Origin of the sequence: Flavobacterium sp. LMO8 (genome assembly GCF_009495755.1) — a bacterium.
Lineage (GTDB): Bacteria > Bacteroidota > Bacteroidia > Flavobacteriales > Flavobacteriaceae > Flavobacterium.
In genome coordinates this window covers 99583-121016 of the sequence record NZ_WIBJ01000006.1, presented here as the reverse complement: position 1 = coordinate 121016, position 21434 = coordinate 99583, and the positions used below count along the sequence as shown (strand labels likewise).

At 32.7% G+C, this 21434-nt stretch carries 14 protein-coding genes; 5 read left to right on the top strand and 9 right to left on the bottom strand.

What is annotated here, in order from left to right; genetic code table 11:
• Positions 1-21 precede the first annotated feature (21 nt).
• The 8 genes from trpB to GFJ94_RS00905 form a co-directional block, all read right to left on the bottom strand.
• Positions 22-1215, bottom strand: a complete 1194-nt coding sequence (gene trpB, locus GFJ94_RS00940; RefSeq protein ID WP_153199506.1) for a tryptophan synthase subunit beta — start codon at positions 1213-1215, stop codon at positions 22-24.
• Positions 1199-1840 carry a phosphoribosylanthranilate isomerase gene (locus GFJ94_RS00935; protein WP_153199504.1) on the bottom strand — a complete coding sequence of 214 codons (642 nt, stop codon included), beginning with the start codon at positions 1838-1840 and terminating at the stop codon, positions 1199-1201. The genes trpB and GFJ94_RS00935 overlap by 17 nt, the downstream gene beginning before the upstream one ends.
• On the bottom strand, positions 1837-2622 hold the full coding sequence (gene trpC / locus GFJ94_RS00930) for an indole-3-glycerol phosphate synthase TrpC (RefSeq protein WP_153199501.1): 786 nt from the start codon (positions 2620-2622) through the stop codon (positions 1837-1839). Before trpC ends, GFJ94_RS00935 begins: the two co-directional genes overlap by 4 nt.
• A 75-nt stretch (positions 2623-2697) precedes the next feature.
• On the bottom strand, positions 2698-3690 hold the full coding sequence (gene trpD, locus GFJ94_RS00925; protein ID WP_153199499.1) for an anthranilate phosphoribosyltransferase: 993 nt from the start codon (positions 3688-3690) through the stop codon (positions 2698-2700).
• Positions 3691-3783: 93 nt separating this feature from the next.
• Positions 3784-4347 carry an aminodeoxychorismate/anthranilate synthase component II gene (locus GFJ94_RS00920; RefSeq protein ID WP_153199497.1) on the bottom strand — a complete coding sequence of 188 codons (564 nt, stop codon included), beginning with the start codon at positions 4345-4347 and terminating at the stop codon, positions 3784-3786.
• A 180-nt stretch (positions 4348-4527) separates the two neighbouring features.
• On the bottom strand, positions 4528-5928 hold the full coding sequence (locus GFJ94_RS00915) for an anthranilate synthase component I family protein (RefSeq protein ID WP_153199495.1): 1401 nt from the start codon (positions 5926-5928) through the stop codon (positions 4528-4530).
• 207 nt (positions 5929-6135) lie between these two features.
• Positions 6136-8538, bottom strand: a complete 2403-nt coding sequence (locus GFJ94_RS00910; protein WP_153199593.1) for a thiamine pyrophosphate-dependent enzyme — start codon at positions 8536-8538, stop codon at positions 6136-6138.
• 183 nt (positions 8539-8721) lie between these two features.
• Positions 8722-11472: an aminopeptidase gene (locus GFJ94_RS00905; RefSeq protein ID WP_238989418.1), complete on the bottom strand. Its 2751-nt coding sequence runs from the start codon at positions 11470-11472 to the stop codon at positions 8722-8724.
• 248 nt (positions 11473-11720) lie between these two features.
• On the opposite strand from GFJ94_RS00905, the gene GFJ94_RS00900 reads away from it, so the two are divergent.
• Complete coding sequence (locus tag GFJ94_RS00900; RefSeq protein ID WP_153199492.1) at positions 11721-13688, top strand: endonuclease; 1968 nt, start codon at positions 11721-11723, stop codon at positions 13686-13688.
• 35 nt (positions 13689-13723) lie between these two features.
• On the opposite strand, the gene glmM is transcribed toward GFJ94_RS00900, so the two are convergent.
• A complete protein-coding gene (gene glmM / locus GFJ94_RS00895) occupies positions 13724-15121 on the bottom strand; it encodes a phosphoglucosamine mutase (protein WP_153199490.1) in 1398 nt (465 codons plus the stop codon).
• A 100-nt stretch (positions 15122-15221) separates the two neighbouring features.
• On the opposite strand from glmM, the gene GFJ94_RS00890 reads away from it, so the two are divergent.
• From GFJ94_RS00890 to GFJ94_RS00875, 4 genes are all read left to right on the top strand, one after another.
• The gene (locus GFJ94_RS00890; protein ID WP_153199488.1) at positions 15222-15815 is read left to right on the top strand and encodes an ACP phosphodiesterase; all 594 of its coding nucleotides are present in this window, start codon (positions 15222-15224) and stop codon (positions 15813-15815) included.
• A 49-nt stretch (positions 15816-15864) separates the two neighbouring features.
• Complete coding sequence (locus GFJ94_RS00885) at positions 15865-17682, top strand: chloride channel protein (RefSeq protein WP_153199486.1); 1818 nt, start codon at positions 15865-15867, stop codon at positions 17680-17682.
• Positions 17683-17767: 85 nt separating this feature from the next.
• Positions 17768-20602 carry an excinuclease ABC subunit UvrA gene (gene uvrA, locus GFJ94_RS00880; protein WP_153199484.1) on the top strand — a complete coding sequence of 945 codons (2835 nt, stop codon included), beginning with the start codon at positions 17768-17770 and terminating at the stop codon, positions 20600-20602.
• Positions 20603-20690: 88 nt separating this feature from the next.
• Positions 20691-21416 (top strand): TIGR00730 family Rossman fold protein, encoded by a 726-nt coding sequence (locus GFJ94_RS00875; RefSeq protein ID WP_153199482.1) that lies wholly within the window; start codon positions 20691-20693, stop codon positions 21414-21416.
• Positions 21417-21434 lie beyond the last annotated feature (18 nt).

The window sequence follows — 21434 nt, the reverse complement described above, 5'->3', positions numbered from 1 at the left end:
CTAATCACTAGTCACTAATTACTATTCACTAAATTTAAAATAATCAATATAAGTATTCAAATCTTTATCGCCTCTTCCTGATAAATTGATGACTACAATTTCGTTTGGTTGAAATTGTTTTTTATCCAAAACTGAAAAAGCATGAGCGGTTTCAATTGCAGGAATAATTCCTTCTGTTTTTGATAACTCTAATCCAGATTGCATGGCTTCTGAATCTGTTATTGCGATGAATTCCGCACGTTTGGTATCGTGTAAATGAGCATGAAGTGGTCCAACTCCAGGGTAATCCAGTCCTGCTGAAATCGAGTAGGGTTCTGTGATTTGTCCGTCTTCGGTTTGCATTAATAAGGTTTTACTGCCGTGAATAATTCCAATTTTTCCTAAAACAGAAGTTGCAGCGCTTTCCCCAGAATCAACTCCATGTCCAGCCGCTTCCACAGCAATTAATTTTACAGATTCTTCGTCTAAAAATTCGTAAAAAGCTCCAGCAGCGTTACTTCCGCCACCAACGCATGCAATAACAAAATCTGGATTTTCTTTGCCTTCTTGAGTTAAAAGTTGTGATTTAATTTCCTTAGAAATCACACTTTGAAAACGCGCCACCATATCGGGATAAGGATGTGGTCCTACCACAGAACCAATGATATAAAATGTATCAATCGGATTGTTAATCCAATCGCGAATGGCTTCATTTGTAGCATCTTTCAAGGTTTTCGAACCTGAAGTTGCTGGACGAACTTCTGCACCCAACATTTTCATGCGAGCTACGTTTGGCGCTTGTCTTTTAATATCGACTTCGCCCATATACACAATACATTCTAATCCCATTAAAGCACAAACCGTTGCTGTGGCTACACCGTGTTGACCTGCCCCAGTTTCAGCAATGATTCGAGTTTTCCCTAAACGTTTGGCAACTAAAATTTGTCCGACAGTGTTATTGATTTTGTGCGCACCAGTATGACACAAATCTTCTCGCTTCAAATAGATTTTGGTATTGTATTTTTCGGATAAACGTTTGGCAAAATACAAAGGTGTTGGGCGACCTACAAATTGTTGTAATAAGTCGTTAAACTCTTCTTGAAAGGAAGGTTCAGCCATTATTTTTAAGTAGTTTTCTTTTAATTCTCCCACATTCGGATACAACATTTCAGGAATAAAAGCGCCTCCAAATTGGCCATAAAATCCATTTTCATCAACATTATATTTCGTTTTCATAAAGCAATTTTTTAAATTTTTCTAATTTGATTTTATTTTTAATTCCAGGTTTTTTTTCAAAACGACTGTTAACATCAATTGCGTAGCATTTTTTTGCAGCGGGTGATTTTAGAAATTCTTTTAATCCGTCAATTTCTGTAGTTCCAATTCCACCGCTTAAAAAGTAAGGAATGTTGAAGTGATAGTTTTCCAAAATATTCCAATCGAAGGTGATGCCGTTTCCTCCTGGTAGTTTTCCTTTGGTATCAAAAAGAAAATAATCAACAACAAATACGTATTCTTTTAATTTGGAAAAATTGAAAGTTGCATCAACCGAGAAAACTTTGATGACTTCTACACCAAGTTTTTTTACATTTTTGCAAAAAATAACGGACTCATTTCCGTGTAATTGGATGATTTCTAATTGGTATTGCTTAATTTTTGCAGCAATTTCTTGTATGGAAGCATCCACAAAAACGCCTACTTTTTTAATAGATTTAGGAATTTCAGGAATTGTTTTCAAATTCATATTTCGACTTGATTTTTCCCAGAAAATAAACCCTAAATAATCAGGTTGTAAAACCGAAATTTCTGTTATATTTTCAGAATCTTTCATGCCGCAAATTTTTAGTTTTACGTTTTTCATATTACTAATTTTTGAATGAATCTTTGAGCTTCCAAACCAGGATTTTCGGTTTTCATGAAATGTTCACCCATTAAAAAACCTTTATAGCCAAATTGTTGTAATTCTTTGACTGCTTCAATTGAACTAATGCCACTTTCTGAAACTTTCACAAATTCGTCAGGAATTTTTGCTGCTAATTGTTTGCTGTAATCTAAACTCACTTCAAAGGTTTTCAAATTGCGATTGTTCACGCCAATCATATCTAAACTTGGCATGATCGATTTTTCTAACTCTTCTAAATTGTGAACCTCCAACAATACTTCTAAACCCAAACTTTGAGCAAACTCAGATAATTTCTTGATTTCTTCTCGAGTTAAAACTGCTGCAATTAGCAAGATTACATCAGCTCCGTGGGCTTTGGCTTCTATAATTTGGTATTCGTCAACAATGAATTCTTTTCGTAATAATGGAATATTTACCGAAGCTTTTGCTAATAACAAATCATCCAAACTACCACAAAAATATTTAGCATCCGTCAAAACTGAAATTCCACAAACTCCAGCATTTTGATAACCTAAAACTACATCTTCAACGGAATGATTGTTATTAATTACAGCTTTTGAAGGTGAACGACGTTTGTGTTCTGCAATAATTCCTGAAAGACTATTTTTTAATAATTTACTCATAGAATACGTTCGAGAATTGAATAAAACCGAAGCTTCCAATTGTGAAACAGGAATGATGTTTTTCTTTAGTTCAACTTCACGTTTTTTGTCGGTTATGATTTTATCTAAAATGTTCATGGTTTTGAGTTTTGTTTCACTTCGAGCGGAGTCGAGATGTTCATAAGTTCTCGACTGCGCTCGAATTGACAACTATTAGTTACTTATTTCGATTAATTTATTCAATTTTTCTAATGCTTTTCCGCTTACTAAGCTTTCTTGCGCTTTTGCTAAAGCTTCATCATAATTCGATTTTTCAACGGTTTGAATGGCGATGGCAGCATTAGCACAAACCACATTATTTTGAGCCACAGTTCCTTTTCCAGAAATAACGTCGTAGAAAATTTTAGCGGATTCATCAATGGTTGCTCCGCCTTTTATGGCTTCTAGTTTACATTCGGCTAATTTGAAATCCGATGGTTTTAAAATTTGTTCGGAAGTGTTGGAAATAATTTTTACTTCATCAGTCAATGAAACTTCGTCAAAACCGCTTAATCCGTGTAAAATGGAGTAGTTGGTATTTGTGTTTTGGTACAAATACGCATACATTCGAGCCAATTCTAAACTAAAAACACCTACCATTTGGTTTTTTGGAAATGACGGATTTACCATAGGGCCCAACATATTAAAAAACGTTTTCACGCCTAATTCTTTTCGAATTGGACCTACATTTTTCATAGCAGGGTGGAAGAGTGGCGCGTGCAAAATGGCAATATTGGTTTCTTCGATGGATTTGGTTAAGAAATCGGAATCATTGGTGACTTTCACACCCATTTTTTCCATCACATTACTCGATCCTGAAATCGAAGAAACTCCGTAATTTCCATGTTTTGCAACTTTAATTCCGGCTCCAGCTACGATGAATGAAGAAAGAGTAGAAATATTGAAGGTGTCTTTTCCATCTCCTCCAGTTCCACACAAATCAATCGTGTTGTAAGCGGAAAAATCAATTGGAATGCATAATTCTAACAAAGCTTCTCTAAAACCTCCTAATTCTTCAATAGTAATACTTCGCATCATGTAAACGGTCATGAAAGCTGCAATTTGACTTGGGTTATAACTTCCAGAAGAAATGTTTACCAAAACATCTTTAGCTTCTTCTTTGGTTAAGATTTCATGTTGAATTAATCGATTTAATATATTTTTCATTTCATTTATTTTAAAATTGGACATAAGTTGGGCTGTACTTCACTGATTTTGTGTTAGTAAAGCAAGGGATTTAAGCGTGTATGTGATTGCTAATTAATGGCTAAGCCAATTTTCTAAGATTTTTTTTCCGTAAGGCGTTAAGACACTTTCTGGATGATATTGCACGCCTCGAATATCAAAATGAGCATGTTTCATTGACATAATTTGACCGTTTACATCAGTTGAAGTTACGATTAAATCGGCTGGAAGGTTTTCAGTTGAAACAACCCATGAATGGTAACGACCAACTTCAATTTCGTTTGGCAAATCATTAAAAATAAAATCATCTTCATTTTTAGTAACTTTTGTAGCTACACCATGATAGACCTTTTCTAAATTGGTTAATTGTCCTCCAAAAACTTCCCCAATAGCTTGCAGACCAAGACATACACCAAAAATACTTTTTGAAGAAGCGTATTTTTTGATGACATCTTTCAACAAACCCGCTTCATCAGGTATTCCTGGTCCTGGCGAAAGAAGAATTTTGTCGAACTTTTCTAATTCATTCAATTCAAATTCATCGTTTCTGAAAACGGTTACATTCGCGTTCAAATCCTCTAGATAGTGGACTAAATTATATGTAAAACTATCGTAATTGTCTATAACTGCTATTTTCATTTCTTTAATTTTTTTCAATTTCAAGGGCAAATTCAATTTCAAAATTCAAAGTTTTTTTTTTGGAATACAGATTTAAGAAATTTGATAAATTTAAAAAGTATCGACTACGCTCGACTTGACAATTTGTACTTGATTTTTGCTTTTGTTCTTGAACTTGTTCTTGCTCTTGTTTTTAAATTTTTATATGTTTTCTGCTAAATCTAATGCTTTTTGTAATGCGCCTAATTTGTTATATACTTCTTGCATTTCATTTTCTTCTGAAGAGCTTTCTACAATTCCTGCTCCAGCTTGAAAATGTAACGTATGATTTTTACTCAAAAAAGAACGAATCATGATCGCGTGATTGAAGTTGCCTTCAAAATCTAAAACTCCAATAGCACCACCGTAGAAACTTCGGTTGGTTTTCTCAATGTTTTCTATTAATTGCATGGCTTTAATTTTTGGTGCACCGGTTAAAGTTCCTGCTGGAAATGTCTTCGCAACTAATTCCATAAAAGTATGATTTTCTTTTAATTTTCCTGATACTTTTGAAACCAAATGAATCACATGAGAGAAAAATTGTACTTCTTTGTATTTTTCTACTTTTACTTCGTTACAACTTCGGCTTAAATCGTTTCTTGCCAAATCGACTAACATGACATGTTCGCTGTTTTCTTTAGTATCTTCACCTAATTTTTTAGCTAAATCGGCATCTTGTTCGTCGTTTCCTGTTCGTTTGAATGTACCTGCAATAGGATGAATTTCGGCAAAATTGTTTTTGATTACCAATTGTGCTTCTGGCGATGAACCAAATATTTTAAAATTTCCGTAATCAAAATAAAACAAATAAGGTGAAGGATTTATGCTTCGTAAAGCACGATACACATTGAATTCATCGCCTTTGAAATCTTGTGAAAATCTTCGAGATAACACCAATTGGAAAACATCACCACGTAAACAATGTTTTTTGGCTAACGAAACGTAGTTTTTGAATTCATCATCAGTTAAGTTTGAAGTTCCGTTTCCTGATTTTTGAAAGGAAAAAGATGCAAAGTTTTTCGATTGTAATAATTGTTCAATTTCAGCGATATTATTGTTTCCATCAAAACTATGACAAAATAAATAGGCTTCGTTTTTGAAATGATTAATAGCGATAATATTCTGATAAACAGCATAAAATAGTTCCGGAATTTCATTTTCTGTTGATTTCTTAGCAATCGAAACTTTCTCAAAATATTGAATTGCATCATAAGCTAAATAGCCAAATAATCCTTGCGTAATGAATTTAAAATCTGATTTTTCGGTTTGAAATTGATTAGAGAAATTTTCGATTTCTTTAGCCACGTTTAGATCAGTATCAATTGGAATAATCTCTGAAAATCCATCAGGAAAATTCGTTTCAATTTTTTGATTTTCAACTTTTATGGAAGCAATCGGATTGAAACAGATGTATGAAAAACTGTTGTCATTCGCATGATAATCCGAACTTTCCAAAAGAATGCTGTTTGGAAATTTATCACGAATTTTTAAGTAAACACTCACTGGCGTAATAGTGTCGGCAAGAATTTGTTTGTAGTTGGTATGTAATTTATATTTTTTCATGTGATTTTGAATTTTTGGCAATAAAAAAAGGCTTGTCGTGATTGACAAGCCTTTTCTATGTATTTGGTTTTAAATGATACTATAGCAGGTTTCGCTCACGAAGTTCGACGTAAGTTAGACCACCACCAAATATTATTTAAAATTGAAATCATTTTCTTAATTGTATGTTGCAAATATTTCTAATTAATTTTCGAATAAACAAATTTTTTAATACAAATTTGGATATTTTGTTGGATTTGACTCATTCATAATCGCATATACTTTCTCAAAAATATCTTCTGCTGAAGGTTTTGAAAAGTAATCTCCGTCAGTTCCATAAGCTGGTCGGTGTGCTTTTGAAGCCAATGTTTGCGGAGCGCTATCCAAATGTTTATACGCATTCTGATTTTCTACAATTTCTTGTAAAATGTATGCACTTGCTCCACCAGGAACGTCTTCATCAATAACTAACAAACGATTTGTTATCGCTACCGATTTCACAATATCATGATGAATATCGAAAGGTAATAACGATTGAATGTCAATAATTTCAGCGCTAATTCCAACTGATTCTAACTCATTTGCCGCTTGTTCAACTAAACGTAATGTTGAACCATAAGAAACTAAAGTGATATCAGTTCCAGTTTTGATAGTTTCAACCACTCCGATAGGCGTTTTGAATTCACCTAAGTTCGTTGGCATTTTTTCTTTCAAACGATAACCGTTCAAACATTCTACTACTAATGCAGGTTCGTCAGTTTCTAACAAAGTATTATAAAAACCAGCTGCTTTGGTCATGTTTCTTGGAACTAAAACGTGAATTCCTCTGATCGCATTGATAATCATTCCCATTGGAGAACCTGAATGCCAAACACCTTCTAAACGGTGACCACGAGTTCTGATGATTAATGGTGCTTTTTGGCGACCAGCCGTTCTGTACTGTAATGTTGCTAAATCATCACTCATGATTTGAATAGCATACAACAAATAATCTAAATATTGAATTTCAGCAATTGGACGCAATCCTCGCATCGCCATCCCAATTCCTTGACCTAAAATCGTAGCTTCACGAATTCCGACATCGGCAACGCGTAATTCTCCGTATTTTTCTTGCATGCCTTCCAAACCTTGGTTTACGTCACCAATGTTTCCTGAATCTTCACCAAAAATTAAGGTTTCAGGATATTTTGAAAAGATAGCATCAAAGTTATCTCTTAACACCAAACGGGCATCCACATCTTCAGCAGTTGCATCGTATGTTGGAGCTACTTCTTTAGATTTTAAAACGGTTTTATCTGATTGCGAAAATAAGTGCGAACTGAATTTTGGTTGAATTTTCTCCGTATAATTTTCAATCCAAGTAGCTAAAGTAGTACGAGAATTTTCTTTGATAATCATGCGTAATACTTTGCGAGCCGCTACTAAAATATCTTTACGAATTGGTTCTTTTATTGACGCAAGATCGTTAGCAATTTTCTCGATAAATACTTTGTTTTCACTTTGTGAAGCGATGGTATTTAACAAACCAACTAATTCTTGTTGTTCTGCTTTTATTGGAGCCGTAAAGTTATTCCAAGCTGCCTTTTTACCTTCTAAAACGTCTTTTTTAGCTTGATTATCAATTTCTTCTAATTCTTCTGAAGTAGCGATATTGTTTTCGATTAACCAAGTTTTCATTTTAGCTAAACAGTCAAATTCTGCTTCCCAAGCCAAACGTTCTGCATTTTTGTAACGCTCATGACTTCCAGAAGTTGAGTGACCTTGCGGTTGTGTCAATTCTTGTACGTGAACTAAAACAGGAACGTGTTCTTCACGAGCAATTTGTGATGCTTTTTGGTATGTTTCTACTAAAGCTGGGTAATCCCAACCTTTAACGCGTAAGATTTCGTAACCATTGTTTTCTTCATCACGTTGGAAACCTTTTAAGATTTCTGAGATGTTTTCTTTAGTTGTTTGATGGCGTGCGTGAACTGAAATTCCGTATTCGTCGTCCCAAACACTCATTACCATTGGTACTTGTAAAACACCGGCAGCGTTTATAGTTTCGAAGAATAAACCTTCTGAAGTGGAAGCATTTCCGATAGTTCCCCAAGCGACTTCGTTTCCGTTTTCGGAGAAGTTGGTTTGGTTGATACCAGAAACATTTCTGTATATTTTTGAAGCCTGAGCCAATCCTAATAAACGCGGCATTTGCCCAGCAGTAGGAGAGATGTCAGCACTCGAATTTTTTTGTTGGGTTAAGTTTTTCCAATTTCCGTTTTCATCTAATGAATGGGTTGCGAAGTGACCGCCCATTTGACGTCCAGCACTCATTGGATCAAAATTAATATCAGTATGACCATATAATCCAGCGAAGAATTGCTCGATATTCATAGCACCAATTGCCATCATAAACGTTTGGTCACGATAGTATCCTGAACGGAAATCTCCGTTTTGAAATGCTTTCGCTAATGCCAATTGAGGCACTTCTTTACCATCGCCAAAAATTCCGAATTTGGCTTTACCTGTGAGTACTTCTTTTCTTCCAAGAAGACTACATTCTCTACTAATTCGGGCGATTTTATAATCGTTAATCACTTCTTTTTTAAAATCTTCAAAAGAAACTACTTCAGCTGTTGTTGGTGTATTCATAACTAATCCAATCAAAATTGATAATTCAACAAATTTAATTAAAAGGATTTATAAAACAATAAAGTAGCAATGTTTTATTTAATTATTAGTAATTTATCAAAGGTTTTGGTTTTGAAAAACTAATGAATTTATGTTTTGAATGGTTATTGTTGTGAATTTCGCAATAAAATCAATATTTTTGTATTAAAACCATTTTCTTGTAAATAGAGACACTAATGTTTTTGGGCTTAAAGTAACTACAAAACGAATTTTTTCGCCATAATTATTTGAATTTAACTCAAATCCGTTTGAAGAATAAATGGGTAAGAAAAGCTCAAAATAATCAGGAACTAAGTTTAAATGTAAACCCGAATCGTAGACAAATTTGGTGCTGCTGAATTTGTTTTTTAGTAATCCAGCATCGCCATAAACTTGGATCCAATTCCAAATGTTTATTGTTCCGTTTACGGAAGTTATCCATTGATTAGCAAATCGAGTATCAAGTTTTGACTTGAATCCGCCTTCGGCATATATGTATTGTTGACTATAAATTCCTGTTGTTTCACTTCTTCCTAGTAAATTGTAATCAAACATATAGTCATTTGGCTTATCTAATCCAAAATTAAAAAAATTAGAACTAGTACTTCTAAACATAAATGCTCCAGCAAATAATCGTAAGCTAATTTGAAGATTATTTTGGAATAGTTTTCTGTAATGGATTTCAGTGCTAATTTTTCCAAATTTGCTAGATATCTGAAGGTCATTAAGCATTGAATAATGTTTGGTTCCTTCGGATTGATAATTACCGTATTTTGCATTAAAAATATTGTAATTTTCTGTATTAGAATTTAATGTAGAATTTGATTTATCTCTATTAACATATACTTGTCTTAATTGAATAAATTCATTTTTATTTGTTCTAAGATTTTGATCTCTGAAACGAAATTGAATAATCGGAATTAATGTATTGTAAAAGGCATTATTTGTATAATGGAAACGACTTCCAGATACTAAATATCTTATGTTATAAAGTTTTCCTTTTTCTCTAATATTATCATCAACAAATGTAGAAAATTTACCCACAAGCGTTCCGGTATTGCTTGAATACATTGGTGTAACACTAAAACTAAATGGCTTATTTAAAATAGATTTATTATTGATTCGCATTCCTAATGCAATTCCATCATATATATTAAATTCTACTTCTGGAACAAAGAAAATTTGATTGTAATAAGGTTCTTCTAAATCTTTAAAAAAAACAAATTTAAACGGGCGATTATTGAAGAAATAGCCTTTTAATGATTTCCAGTTGTTTCTTAAATTGTATTCGGGAACTTCGTTATTGTAGTTAAGAGTTAACTTATCGGCTCCCATTCTTGGGATTACGATAGTGGAATCGGTTTTAATATTGGTTAACCACATTTTATTAACCACCTGATTATCTTTTATTTGATACAAAGAAATAGGAACGTCAGTATTGGTTTTGTTAATAATATTTACAGAAAGCGAATCTTCTGTTTTGGTTACTTTTCCAAATTTATAATCAATCAAATCACGAGTTTCTATTACGGTTCTGAAAAACCAATCGATGTCTTTTGGACTGTTTTTGATTAAAATGGTTTCAAACTGACGTGAATTAGTCCCAAAATATTGATTTTCTTGAATGTATTCTTTAATAGTATTGTGAACAATATCGTTTCCTAAATAGCTATCTAAATATTTTAAACTTAAACCAGCTCTGTATTTGCTGGCAATTTGCTCGTTGAATTTTATTAATTTGTTTTTGGGTTCGTTTAGTGGTTGATCTAAATTTTTACGTGCCATTAACATATATAAATAGTTGTATTGTTGATTAAAATCGAGATTAATGAAATGGTACGATTTTAATATTTTTAAATTGGCTACATTGCCAGTCATTTTTAAATCGGGAAAATATTCATCGGCATATTGCATCATGATGAACATCTGAATTCCGTCGTATATCCAATAGTCGCGTCTTTGATTTAGATTTAAATTTTCTTTTAAATAATTGTTCAAATAGGTTTTTAGAAACTTCAATTCGAACATTAAATTATCTGAAAATGGGCTTAAAAAATTAGGTAATTGATTTAAACCATAAAAAGGCTGACGCGCATAATCTTCCTGAGAAATTAAAATTTTTGATGTAAGTGGTAAACCTAATTTTGATGCTGTAAAGCGACTAACTCTATCAAATATGATAGCTTTATCAATATCATTTACTCTCGAATCTTCAATGCCACAACTTGCTTCAATGATTTCGTTTTTATAAGTTTGATAGGTGTTTGAAGGTTGAATAGTAATAATTGCCTCACTCTTGTTTTTTGAATTTAACACTGTTTTTTTAGTATCTACAAGTTCAAAAGTGTTGATTTCTAATAAATTACTTGATAAATGATGTTTAATTGGAAGTTCAAATTCAATTTCAAAATTTGAAAATGCATTTGGAATATCATCTAAATTTTCATTGCTAAGTTGTACAAACTGTTTGTGTTCATATCGTGATGGATTTAAATACCAATTTTTTAAAGTAATCCTGTCTTTATCGTCATAGCCATATCTCGTAAACTTAGCATTTGGAATTTTTACTTCGTAATTTAAAGTAAAAGTTTGTTTTGAACATGGCAGAATTGGTTGGTTTAGATCTAGTTTGACCAAATCAACTTTTCCATTAGGTCTTTTCCAATTTATAGATTGAAAATTAGCATCTACAATTGTTTTGATAGAAGTATAGCCTCTTTCTTTTTCGCTTGCTAAATGAAAAGCTCTAATAAATTCATCGGAATATTTTTTTGCCAAAGCAGACGATTTTGATGAAAAAGCATTGTTCCAATCATTTAAAATAATATGCTTTAAAGTATCGTTGCTTGTATTGTTAAAAGTAAGAATCTGATTAATCAATAGTGTTTTCTCTTCAGTATTAATTCTAACAGTCATTTTTGAAGTATGCTGAGAAAAAATCAGAAGAGGAAAAATTAAAAATACTATTTTGATTAAAAATTTCAAAATGGAATAAATAGGTTTTATTGTTAGATGGCAAATAAAGCAAAAAGTTGCTTTAAAATAAAGTTAAATATAAAAATACTCGTACAATAGCATTAATTTTGGCTAAAATTTAATGTGATATCTGATAAAATGTTGTTGTTGTTGTATTTATATTCGTAATTTTGATAAAAATAGTTTTTATGCCCCAAAAATTACTTACTTTATTATTCCTTTTATTAGGAGTCTCTCAATATGCTCAAGTAGTTATTAATGAGATAGATGCAGATACACCTAGTTCAGATTTATTAGAATTTGTTGAATTGAAGTCTGATACTCCAAATTTTTCTTTAGATGGTTATGTTTTGGTTTTTTTTAATGAAACCAATACTTCGTGTTATTATGCCTATGATTTAGATGGATTTGCAACGGATATAAATGGAATTGCTCATTTTGGAAATAATCAAGTTACACCTTCACCTCTTGGAATATTTTCTAACGGTAGAATTCAAAACGGACCTGATGTGGTAGCACTTTATCTAGGAGATGCTTCAGATTTTCAATTTGCTGTTCAGCCAGGAACTATTGCTACTACAACAAATTTGGTTGATGCCTTAGCTTATTCAAACAATAATACACCACCAACTAATTTAATGGCTATCTTAGGCTTGTCAGTGTTTACAAATGAAAATGCAACAGCAAGTGTTACAACCCATTCAATTCAAAGAAAAAACGATGGAACATACGAGGTTAAGTCACCAACTCCTGGTGTTAATAATGACGGAAGTGGTGTAGTTCTTAATTATATTACTGTAACAATTCCACAAAATAATTACATCGAGGGAGAAGAAATTCCTATAACATTTACAACAAGTCAACCAGTATCTGGAACAGATTTGATTTTTAATTTTACTATTGTTAATGGTAATTTTATGGTTAATGATTATGCAGGGACAAATTTAACAGTAAGTATTCCAGTAGGTTTATCTACCGCTCAAAATTCAGTCTATTTATTTGATGATACAACAGATGAAGGTGATGAAGAAATGTTAATTGATTTGCAAGCGTTACCATTTGGTTATGTAGCAAATAATGATAACATTTTAATTAGAATTTATGATAATGATTATGTTGTACAAACCTATGGAACTCCATTAAATCCAACTTATGGTTTAGTTACTCCAACCATTCCAGCAGGATATTATGATTCATTAGAAGGATTGTCTGGAAATGCTTTAAAACAAGCGGTTCAAGATATTATTGCAAATCCAGCGGTTGTTCGTGCTCACAATTATGGTGATATTGAGTTTATTCTTAAAGAAGCAGATAAAAACCCACTAAACTCTAATCAAGTTTGGCAGATGTATGTTGAAAGTCCAAAATCAATTTTAGATTATCAAACAGGTTCTAGTAATATTGGAGTTTGGAATAGAGAGCATATTTTTCCTCAATCAAGAGGAGGTTTTTCTGGAGGAACTTCTTCTACCGCTGATGGAATTGGTATTTGGCTTCCTACAAATGCAGATGATATCTTGGCAGGACATGCAGATGCTCATCATTTGAGAGCTGAAGATGGCGCCGAAAATTCTACTCGAAGTAATAGAGATTATGGTTCAGATTACAATGGGCCTACTGGAAGCCAAGGTAGTTGGAATGGTGATGTTGCAAGAGCATTATTTTATATGGCAGTTAGATATAATGGACTAAATTTAGTTAATGGTAATCCTTCTGATGCAATTGTTGGTCAAATGGGAGATTTAGCTACTTTACTAACTTGGAATTCAACCGATCCAAGTGATGATTTTGAAATGAATCGCAACAATTATATTTATACATGGCAAATGAATCGTAATCCTTTTATAGATTATCCAAATTTAGCGGATTATATTTTTGGAGCTAATTTTGGTCAACCTTGGTCTTCAACTTTATCGACTCAAAATCCTATTGAAAATAGAATAGCGATTTATCCAAATCCAGCTTCTGACTATTTGATTGTTTCTGGATTAGAAGGAACTTCAAAAGTAGAAATTTTTACAATAACGGGGCAATTAGTTAAAAGGCAAGATTTTGATAATGAAATTCAAATAAATTTAGACTTGATTTCTGGAATGTATCTGGTAAAAGTAACAAACGGATTACAATCAACAACCAAAAAAATAGTAATAAAATAATTAAAATGGTCAGATAAAATCTGACCATTTACTTTTTAAATTCCAGCAATTTCTTTTAGTTCGTTAACAAATCTTTCGGCTAAAACATCAGCTTCTGATTGTGTTGGAGCTTCTGTATAAATTCTAATAATTGGTTCGGTGTTCGATTTTCTCAAATGTACCCATTCAGTTGGGAAATCGATTTTTACTCCGTCGATTGTTGTAATGTTTTCCGATTTATATTTTTCGGTTAACGTCGCTAAAACATTATCCACATCAATTTGAGGTGTTAACTCAATTTTGTTTTTACTCATATAATATTGAGGATATGAAGCTCTAATTTCGGCAACGGTTTTATCTTGATTCGCTAAATAAGTCAAAAACAAAGCCACACCTACCATACTATCTCTTCCATAGTGAGATGATGGATAAATGATTCCGCCATTTCCTTCTCCACCAATTATAGCGTTAGTTTTCTTCATTAATTCTACCACGTTTACTTCACCAACAGCACTTGCTTGGTATGTTCCACCGTGTTTTTCAGTAATATCGCGCAAAGCACGAGAAGACGACATATTAGAAACTGTATTTCCTGGTGTTTTTGATAAAATGTAATCGGCAACAGCTACTAAAGTGTATTCTTCGCCAAACATTTCACCATCATTTGAAATGAAAGCCAATCTATCTACATCAGGGTCAACTACAATTCCGAAATCGGCTTTTTCTTCTACAACCAATTTACAAATATCACCTAAGTGTTCTTTTAAAGGCTCTGGATTGTGAGGAAAATGACCGTTTGGTTCGCAGTACAATTTTACTACTTCAATTCCCATTTGTTCCAGTAAGTTTGGAATAATAATTCCACCTGACGAATTTACACCATCAACTACTACTTTGAATTTCTTCGTTTTTACCAAATCAGCATCAACTAAAGGTAATTCTAGCACTTCATCAATGTGAATATCCATGTAAGCATTGTTTTCAATAACTTCGCCTAAACTATCTACATCCGAAAAATCGAAAGCTTCATTTTCGGCAATCTCTAAGATTAACTCACCTTCTTTTCCACTTAAAAATTCACCTTTTTCGTTTAATAATTTAAGTGCATTCCATTGTTTTGGATTGTGCGAAGCGGTTAAAATAATTCCACCATCTGCTTTTTCAAGCGGAACAGCAATTTCAACCGTTGGTGTTGTTGATAAACCCAAATCAATTACATCGATTCCTAGCCCAACTAATGTGTTCATAACTAAATTGTGAATCATTGGCCCAGAAATTCGTGCATCTCTTCCAATAACTACTTTTAATCGTTCGTTTCCTTTTGAAGCATGTCTTATTTTTAAAAACGAACCGTAAGCTGATGCAAATTTTACGGCATCAACTGGAGTTAAATTATCGCCGACAGCACCACCAATTGTGCCACGAATTCCTGATATTGATTTTATTAATGTCATGTGTAGTTTTAATTTTGAAATACAAATATAAAAGATGTAGCTCGCAAAGACGCAAAGACGCGAAGATTTTTTTATATATTTACAAAAAGAAAGCATAACAATGAACTATCTAGCACATATTTACTTATCAGGAACTAACGATTTGTTAAAAATCGGGAATTTCATGGCAGATAGTATCAAAGGACACGACTACGAAAAGTTTGATTCCGAAATTAAAAAAGGTATTTTATTACATCGTCACATTGATAGTTTTACTGATATGCATCCTATTTACAGGCAAAGTAAACATCGTTTACACGAAAAATACGGACATTATTCTGGTGTGATTATGGATATTTTATATGATCATTTTTTAGCAAAAAATTGGAGCAAGTATTCAAATGAAAAATTAGAAAATTATGCCAACGATTTCTATCTATTATTACAAGACAATTATGATATTTTAACCGAGAGGATAAAAGGTATGATGCCATATATGATTGCTAGAAATTGGTTTGTGAGTTATGCATCTATTGCTGGCTTAGAAATGATACTTTTTCAGATGGATTATAAGACTAAGCACAGAGCTAATATGCAAGAAGCTATTGTGGAATTGCAAGCTTTTTATACCGAATTTGAATCGGAATTTTTTCTTTTCTTTCAAGAATTAATAATTTCCTGCCAAAAGAAAATTACCGAATTAAATAAGCTATAGTTTTTAACTTCTGATTTTAAAACTTAATTTTGTATTTAAATCATAGATAATGCCAAGAAATAAATCCTTTTCAATAAAAACGTTTTTACTTAAAACCTTCAGACGTTTAGAACGGTTTATTTTTCTTTTAAAATCACTTTTAACACCAAGACAGTTTATTTATGTTTCTTGTGTTTTAGTTGGTATTTCTTCTGCCTTAGCTGTAATTATTTTAAAAACATTTGCACATTGGGTTTATAAATCCTCTCAACAATTAGATGATTTATTGCATTTGCCATTTAGTAATAGTACACTTCCTATAATTGGTATTATTATTACAGTTATCATAGTAAAAAAACTACTTGATGGTTCTATCGAAAAAGGGACATCTCAAATTATGTATGCAGTTGCTAAAAAGCGTGGAGTTATGTCACGTAAGCAAATGTATGCTCAAATCGTTACAAGCTCCTTTACAGTCGGAATGGGTGGAAGTGCAGGGCTTGAATCTCCGATTACCATAACAGGAGCGGCTTTTGGAAGTAATTATGCTCAAAACTACAGATTAAGTTATAAAGATAGAACGCTATTATTAGCTTGTGGTGTTGCAGCAGGTATTGGTGCAGCTTTTAATGCGCCAATTGCCGGAGTATTATTCGCCATAGAGGTAATTTTAGCTGAAATTAGTATTACAGCATTTATTCCAATTATGATTAGTGCAGCAACCGGCGCTTTAATGTCAACAATTGTTCTAAATGAAAACATTTTATTTTCGTTCAAAAAAGTACAATTTTTTGATTATCATAATCTTTTATATTATATTTTGCTTGGTATATTAAGTGGTTTTGTGTCAATAAATTACGCACGAACGTTTCGCAGAATTGAACATTATTTTTCAAATCTAAAATTCAATATTATTAACAAAGCTTTGTTTGGAGCAGGTATATTAGGAGTTTTAATTTTTTTATTTCCATCCTTATTTGGTGAAGGCTATGAAAGTATTAAAATTCTAGCCGACAATGATCCTGAACGTTTAGTCCAAAATACAGTTTTTGAACGATTTGAAAATAACTCTTGGGTTTTATTGTTTTTTGTTGGAGCTACAATGCTAATAAAAGTATATGCTACAAGTTTAACTTTAGGGGCTGGTGGTAATGGCGGAAATTTCGCACCTTCATTATTTGTTGGTTCATATTTGGGGTTTTGTGTAGCTTATTTTATTAATTTGACAGGATTTGCTAAACTATCCATTGGTAATTTTACTCTTGTTGGAATGGCCGGAATTTTAAGTGGCTTATTTCATGCGCCTTTAACAGCAATCTTTCTAATTGCAGAAATTACTGGAGGTTATAATTTAATGGTGCCATTAATGGTGGTTTCTTCGGTAAGTTTTGCTATTTCTAAACGATTTGAACCTCATTCATTTGATATTAAAAATTTAGCTGACAAAGGCGAAGTATTTACCGATAATCGCGATGCTAATATTTTGAATTCTATTGATGTTGCCAAATTAATTCAAACTGATTTTAAATCTGTTTCAGTAAGTGATAATTTAAACGAATTAGTTGAAAAAATACAACATTCAGATGCTGATATTTTTCCTGTTTTGGATGAGAAAAATAAGCTATTGGGAATTATTTCATTAGATGAAATTCGTCCAATTATTTTTTCATCATTTAAGATTAACTATACCGCAACAGATGAGGTGATGAAATATCCAAAAGAAATTATATTCTATGATGAGACATTAGAAACCATAATGGAAAAGTTCGATGCTTCGGGCTGTAAAGTATTGCCAGTTTTAAAAAATGGAATTTTTCTTGGGTTTATTTACAAACAACTTATTTTAGAAAAATACAGAATGCGATTAAAATCGATGATAATTGAATAAAAGGTCTTTATTTAACAAATTCTTATTCTTACTTCAACCCAAATTTTAGCACTAAAATCAGTATCTTTGCGTTTTGCCAAAAATTATGCAACACACAACTGAAGAAACTATCGAAATTATTGGTGCTAGAGCCCATAATCTTAAAAATATTGACGTATCTATTCCGCGTGAAAAACTAGTAGTTATTACTGGTTTATCGGGTTCTGGGAAGTCGTCATTGGCTTTTGATACGATTTATGCCGAAGGACAAAGAAGATACATCGAAACCTTTTCAGCCTATGCTCGTCAATTTCTTGGCGGATTAGAGCGTCCAGATGTAGATAAAATCGACGGACTTTCTCCTGTGATTGCCATTGAGCAAAAAACCACGAGTAAATCGCCTCGTTCAACTGTTGGAACGATTACAGAAATTTACGATTTCTTACGTTTGTTGTATGCGAGAGGTGCGGATGCTTTTAGTTATAATTCAGGCGAAAAAATGGTTTCGTATTCTGATGACCAAATAAAACAGCTGATTTTAGAAGATTTTAATGGAAAACGAATCAATATTTTAGCACCGGTTGTCCGTTCTCGTAAAGGACATTATCGCGAATTATTTGAGCAAATTGCTAAGCAAGGTTTCTTAAAAGTTCGTGTGAATAACGAAATTCGGGATTTAGAATTCGGCATGAAAGTCGATCGTTATAAAACACACGATATCGAAATTGTTATTGATAGAATGGCAATTGATACCGAAGAAGATACCGAAAAACGTTTATCGGAAAGTATTAAAACCGCTATGTATCATGGTGATGATGTGATGATGGTGATTGAACAAGAAAGTCAAGAAGTACGTTTTTACAGCCGTAATTTAATGTGTCCGTCTTCTGGAATTTCGTATCCAAATCCAGAACCCAATAACTTTTCTTTCAACTCTCCAAAAGGCGCTTGCCCGTGTTGTAATGGATTAGGAACGGTGAATGAAATCAACTTACAGAAAATCATTCCAAATCCGAAATCATCGATTAAAAATGGTGGTTTTGCACCTTTGGGAGAATATAAAAGTTCTTGGATTTTCAAGCAATTGGAAATTATCGCACAGAAATACGATTTCAAAATAACCGATGCCATTGAGGACATTCCGCAGGAAGCAATGGATATGATTTTGTATGGTGGAAACGAAAAATTCTCAGTCGTATCAAAGGTTATGGGAATTACCAAAGATTATAAAATCGATTTTGAAGGAATTTCAAACTTCATTAAAAATCAATACGATAATTCCGATTCGGCAAGCATTAAACGTTGGGCAAAAGAATTTATGGACGAAAACACTTGTTCAGATTGTAAAGGAACTCGATTGAGAAAAGAATCGTTGTATTTCAAACTAAACGGAAAAAATATAGGTGAATTAGTCCAAATGGATATTGCCGAATTATCCGAATGGTTTGCGGATTTAGATAATCATTTATCTGAAAAACAAAAAGTTATCGCCGTTGAGGTTGTTAAAGAAATTACAGCGAGATTGCAATTTTTGTTAGATGTTGGTTTGAATTATTTATCATTAAATCGAAGTTCAAAATCGCTTTCTGGTGGTGAGGCGCAACGTATTCGATTGGCTACGCAAATTGGTTCGCAATTGGTTGGTGTTTTATATATTTTAGATGAACCAAGTATTGGTTTGCACCAAAGAGATAACGAACGCTTGATTAAATCGTTAGAAAGTTTACGTGACATTGGAAACTCAGTAATCGTAGTTGAACACGACAAAGACATGATTGAACGCGCCGATTATGTGATTGATATCGGTCCGAAAGCAGGTCGTTTTGGAGGACAAATCATCAGCAAAGGAACACCGAAAGAATTATTACAAGAAGATACGATTACTGCACAATATTTAAATGGTAAAATGCAGATTGAAGTGCCAAAAACGCGCAGAGAAGGAAACGGAAAATCCATCAAATTATCAGGTGCTACGGGAAATAATTTAAAAAATGTTACTATTGAAATTCCGCTAGGGAAATTAGTTTGTGTAACTGGTGTTTCGGGAAGTGGAAAATCAACATTGATTAACGAAACCTTGTATCCGATTTTAAATGCCTATTTTTTTAATGCAGTTAAGAAACCGCAACCTTACAAAAAAATTGAAGGTTTAGAACATATTGATAAAGTAATCGACATCGACCAAAGTCCGATTGGAAGAACACCACGTTCTAATCCAGCAACTTACACCGATGTGTTTTCAGAAATTAGAAGTTTATACACACAAACGCCAGAAGCAATGATTCGTGGTTATAAACCAGGAAGATTTAGTTTTAATGTAAAAGGCGGAAGATGTGAAACTTGTGAAGGTTCGGGTGTAAGAACGATTGAGATGAGCTTTTTACCTGATGTTTATGTAGAATGTGAAACCTGTATGGGAAAACGCTTCAATAGAGAAACTTTAGAAATTCGCTATAAAGGAAAATCAATTTCTGATGTATTGAACATGACGGTTGATGAAGCAGTAGAATTCTTTGAAAATATTCCGAAAATCTATCGAAAAGTTAAAACGATTCAAGATGTTGGATTGGGTTATATCACATTGGGTCAACAAAGTACAACACTTTCAGGAGGTGAAGCACAACGAATCAAATTAGCTACCGAATTATCTAAAAAAGATACAGGAAATACCTTTTATATTTTAGACGAACCCACAACTGGATTGCATTTTGAAGACATTCGAGTTTTGATGGATGTAATCAATATTTTGGTTGAAAAAGGAAATACAGTATTAATTATCGAGCATAATTTAGATGTTGTAAAATTAGCCGACTATGTAATTGATATTGGTTACGAAGGAGGAAAAGGCGGCGGAGAAGTTGTCGCTAAAGGAACTCCCGAAGAAATTGTAAAAAATAAAAAAAGTTATACAGCGCAGTTTTTGAAAAAAGAATTATCTTAGCGACCTAATTACTACACACAACAACACTGCTAAAACTTTATTAATTAAACGTAATAGTTTGTTTACAAACAAATTAACTAAATTTATTATGGCAGCAGATCAGTACGAAAACGAAGACCACAGAATTCAGGAGAAATTCAAGCAAAAGACTTGGAATGAAATAAGAACCAATGATTCATGGGCAATTTTTAAAATCATGTCAGAATTCGTAAATGGTTACGAATCGATGGGAAGAATTGGTCCTTGTGTCTCTATTTTTGGTTCGGCAAGAACAAAACCAGAAGACAAATATTATTTGTTAGCTGAAAAAATCGCTTACAAAATCAGTAAAGGAGGATATGGTGTAATTACTGGTGGTGGTCCTGGTATCATGGAAGCAGGTAATAAAGGAGCACATTATGGAGGCGGAACTTCAGTAGGTTTAAATATTGAATTACCTTTCGAACAACATTTTAATCCGTATATCGATAAAGATAAAAACTTAAACTTTGATTACTTCTTCGTGAGAAAAGTAATGTTTGTGAAATATTCACAAGGTTTCGTGGTAATGCCAGGAGGTTTTGGAACATTAGACGAATTGTTCGAAGCCGTAACGTTGATTCAAACGAAGAAAATTGGAAAATTCCCTATTATTTTAGTGGGAACCGAATTTTGGTCAGGTTTATTAGATTGGATTAAAACCGTTATGATTGACAAAATGAAAAACGCGAGTCCAGAAGATATGAACTTAATCAAAGTGGTTGATACAGAAGATGAGGTATTAGAAGCATTAGATAACTTCTACAAAAAATACAATTTGTCACCGAATTTCTAAAAAAGTAAAAGTCCTTCA

Bases quoted from the DNA above. Each gene is read 5' to 3' on its own strand.
- trpB (WP_153199506.1), bottom strand. From the start codon at position 1,215: ATGAAAACGAAATATAATGTTGATGAAAATGGATTTTATGGCCAATTT.
- GFJ94_RS00935 (WP_153199504.1), bottom strand. From the start codon at position 1,840: ATGAAAAACGTAAAACTAAAAATTTGCGGCATGAAAGATTCTGAAAAT.
- trpC (WP_153199501.1), bottom strand. From the start codon at position 2,622: ATGAACATTTTAGATAAAATCATAACCGACAAAAAACGTGAAGTTGAA.
- trpD (WP_153199499.1), bottom strand. From the start codon at position 3,690: ATGAAAAATATATTAAATCGATTAATTCAACATGAAATCTTAACCAAA.
- GFJ94_RS00920 (WP_153199497.1), bottom strand. From the start codon at position 4,347: ATGAAAATAGCAGTTATAGACAATTACGATAGTTTTACATATAATTTA.
- GFJ94_RS00915 (WP_153199495.1), bottom strand. From the start codon at position 5,928: ATGAAAAAATATAAATTACATACCAACTACAAACAAATTCTTGCCGAC.
- GFJ94_RS00910 (WP_153199593.1), bottom strand. From the start codon at position 8,538: ATGAATACACCAACAACAGCTGAAGTAGTTTCTTTTGAAGATTTTAAA.
- GFJ94_RS00905 (WP_238989418.1), bottom strand. From the start codon at position 11,472: ATGACTGTTAGAATTAATACTGAAGAGAAAACACTATTGATTAATCAG.
- GFJ94_RS00900 (WP_153199492.1), top strand. From the start codon at position 11,721: ATGCCCCAAAAATTACTTACTTTATTATTCCTTTTATTAGGAGTCTCT.
- glmM (WP_153199490.1), bottom strand. From the start codon at position 15,121: ATGACATTAATAAAATCAATATCAGGAATTCGTGGCACAATTGGTGGT.
- GFJ94_RS00890 (WP_153199488.1), top strand. From the start codon at position 15,222: ATGAACTATCTAGCACATATTTACTTATCAGGAACTAACGATTTGTTA.
- GFJ94_RS00885 (WP_153199486.1), top strand. From the start codon at position 15,865: ATGCCAAGAAATAAATCCTTTTCAATAAAAACGTTTTTACTTAAAACC.
- uvrA (WP_153199484.1), top strand. From the start codon at position 17,768: ATGCAACACACAACTGAAGAAACTATCGAAATTATTGGTGCTAGAGCC.
- GFJ94_RS00875 (WP_153199482.1), top strand. From the start codon at position 20,691: ATGGCAGCAGATCAGTACGAAAACGAAGACCACAGAATTCAGGAGAAA.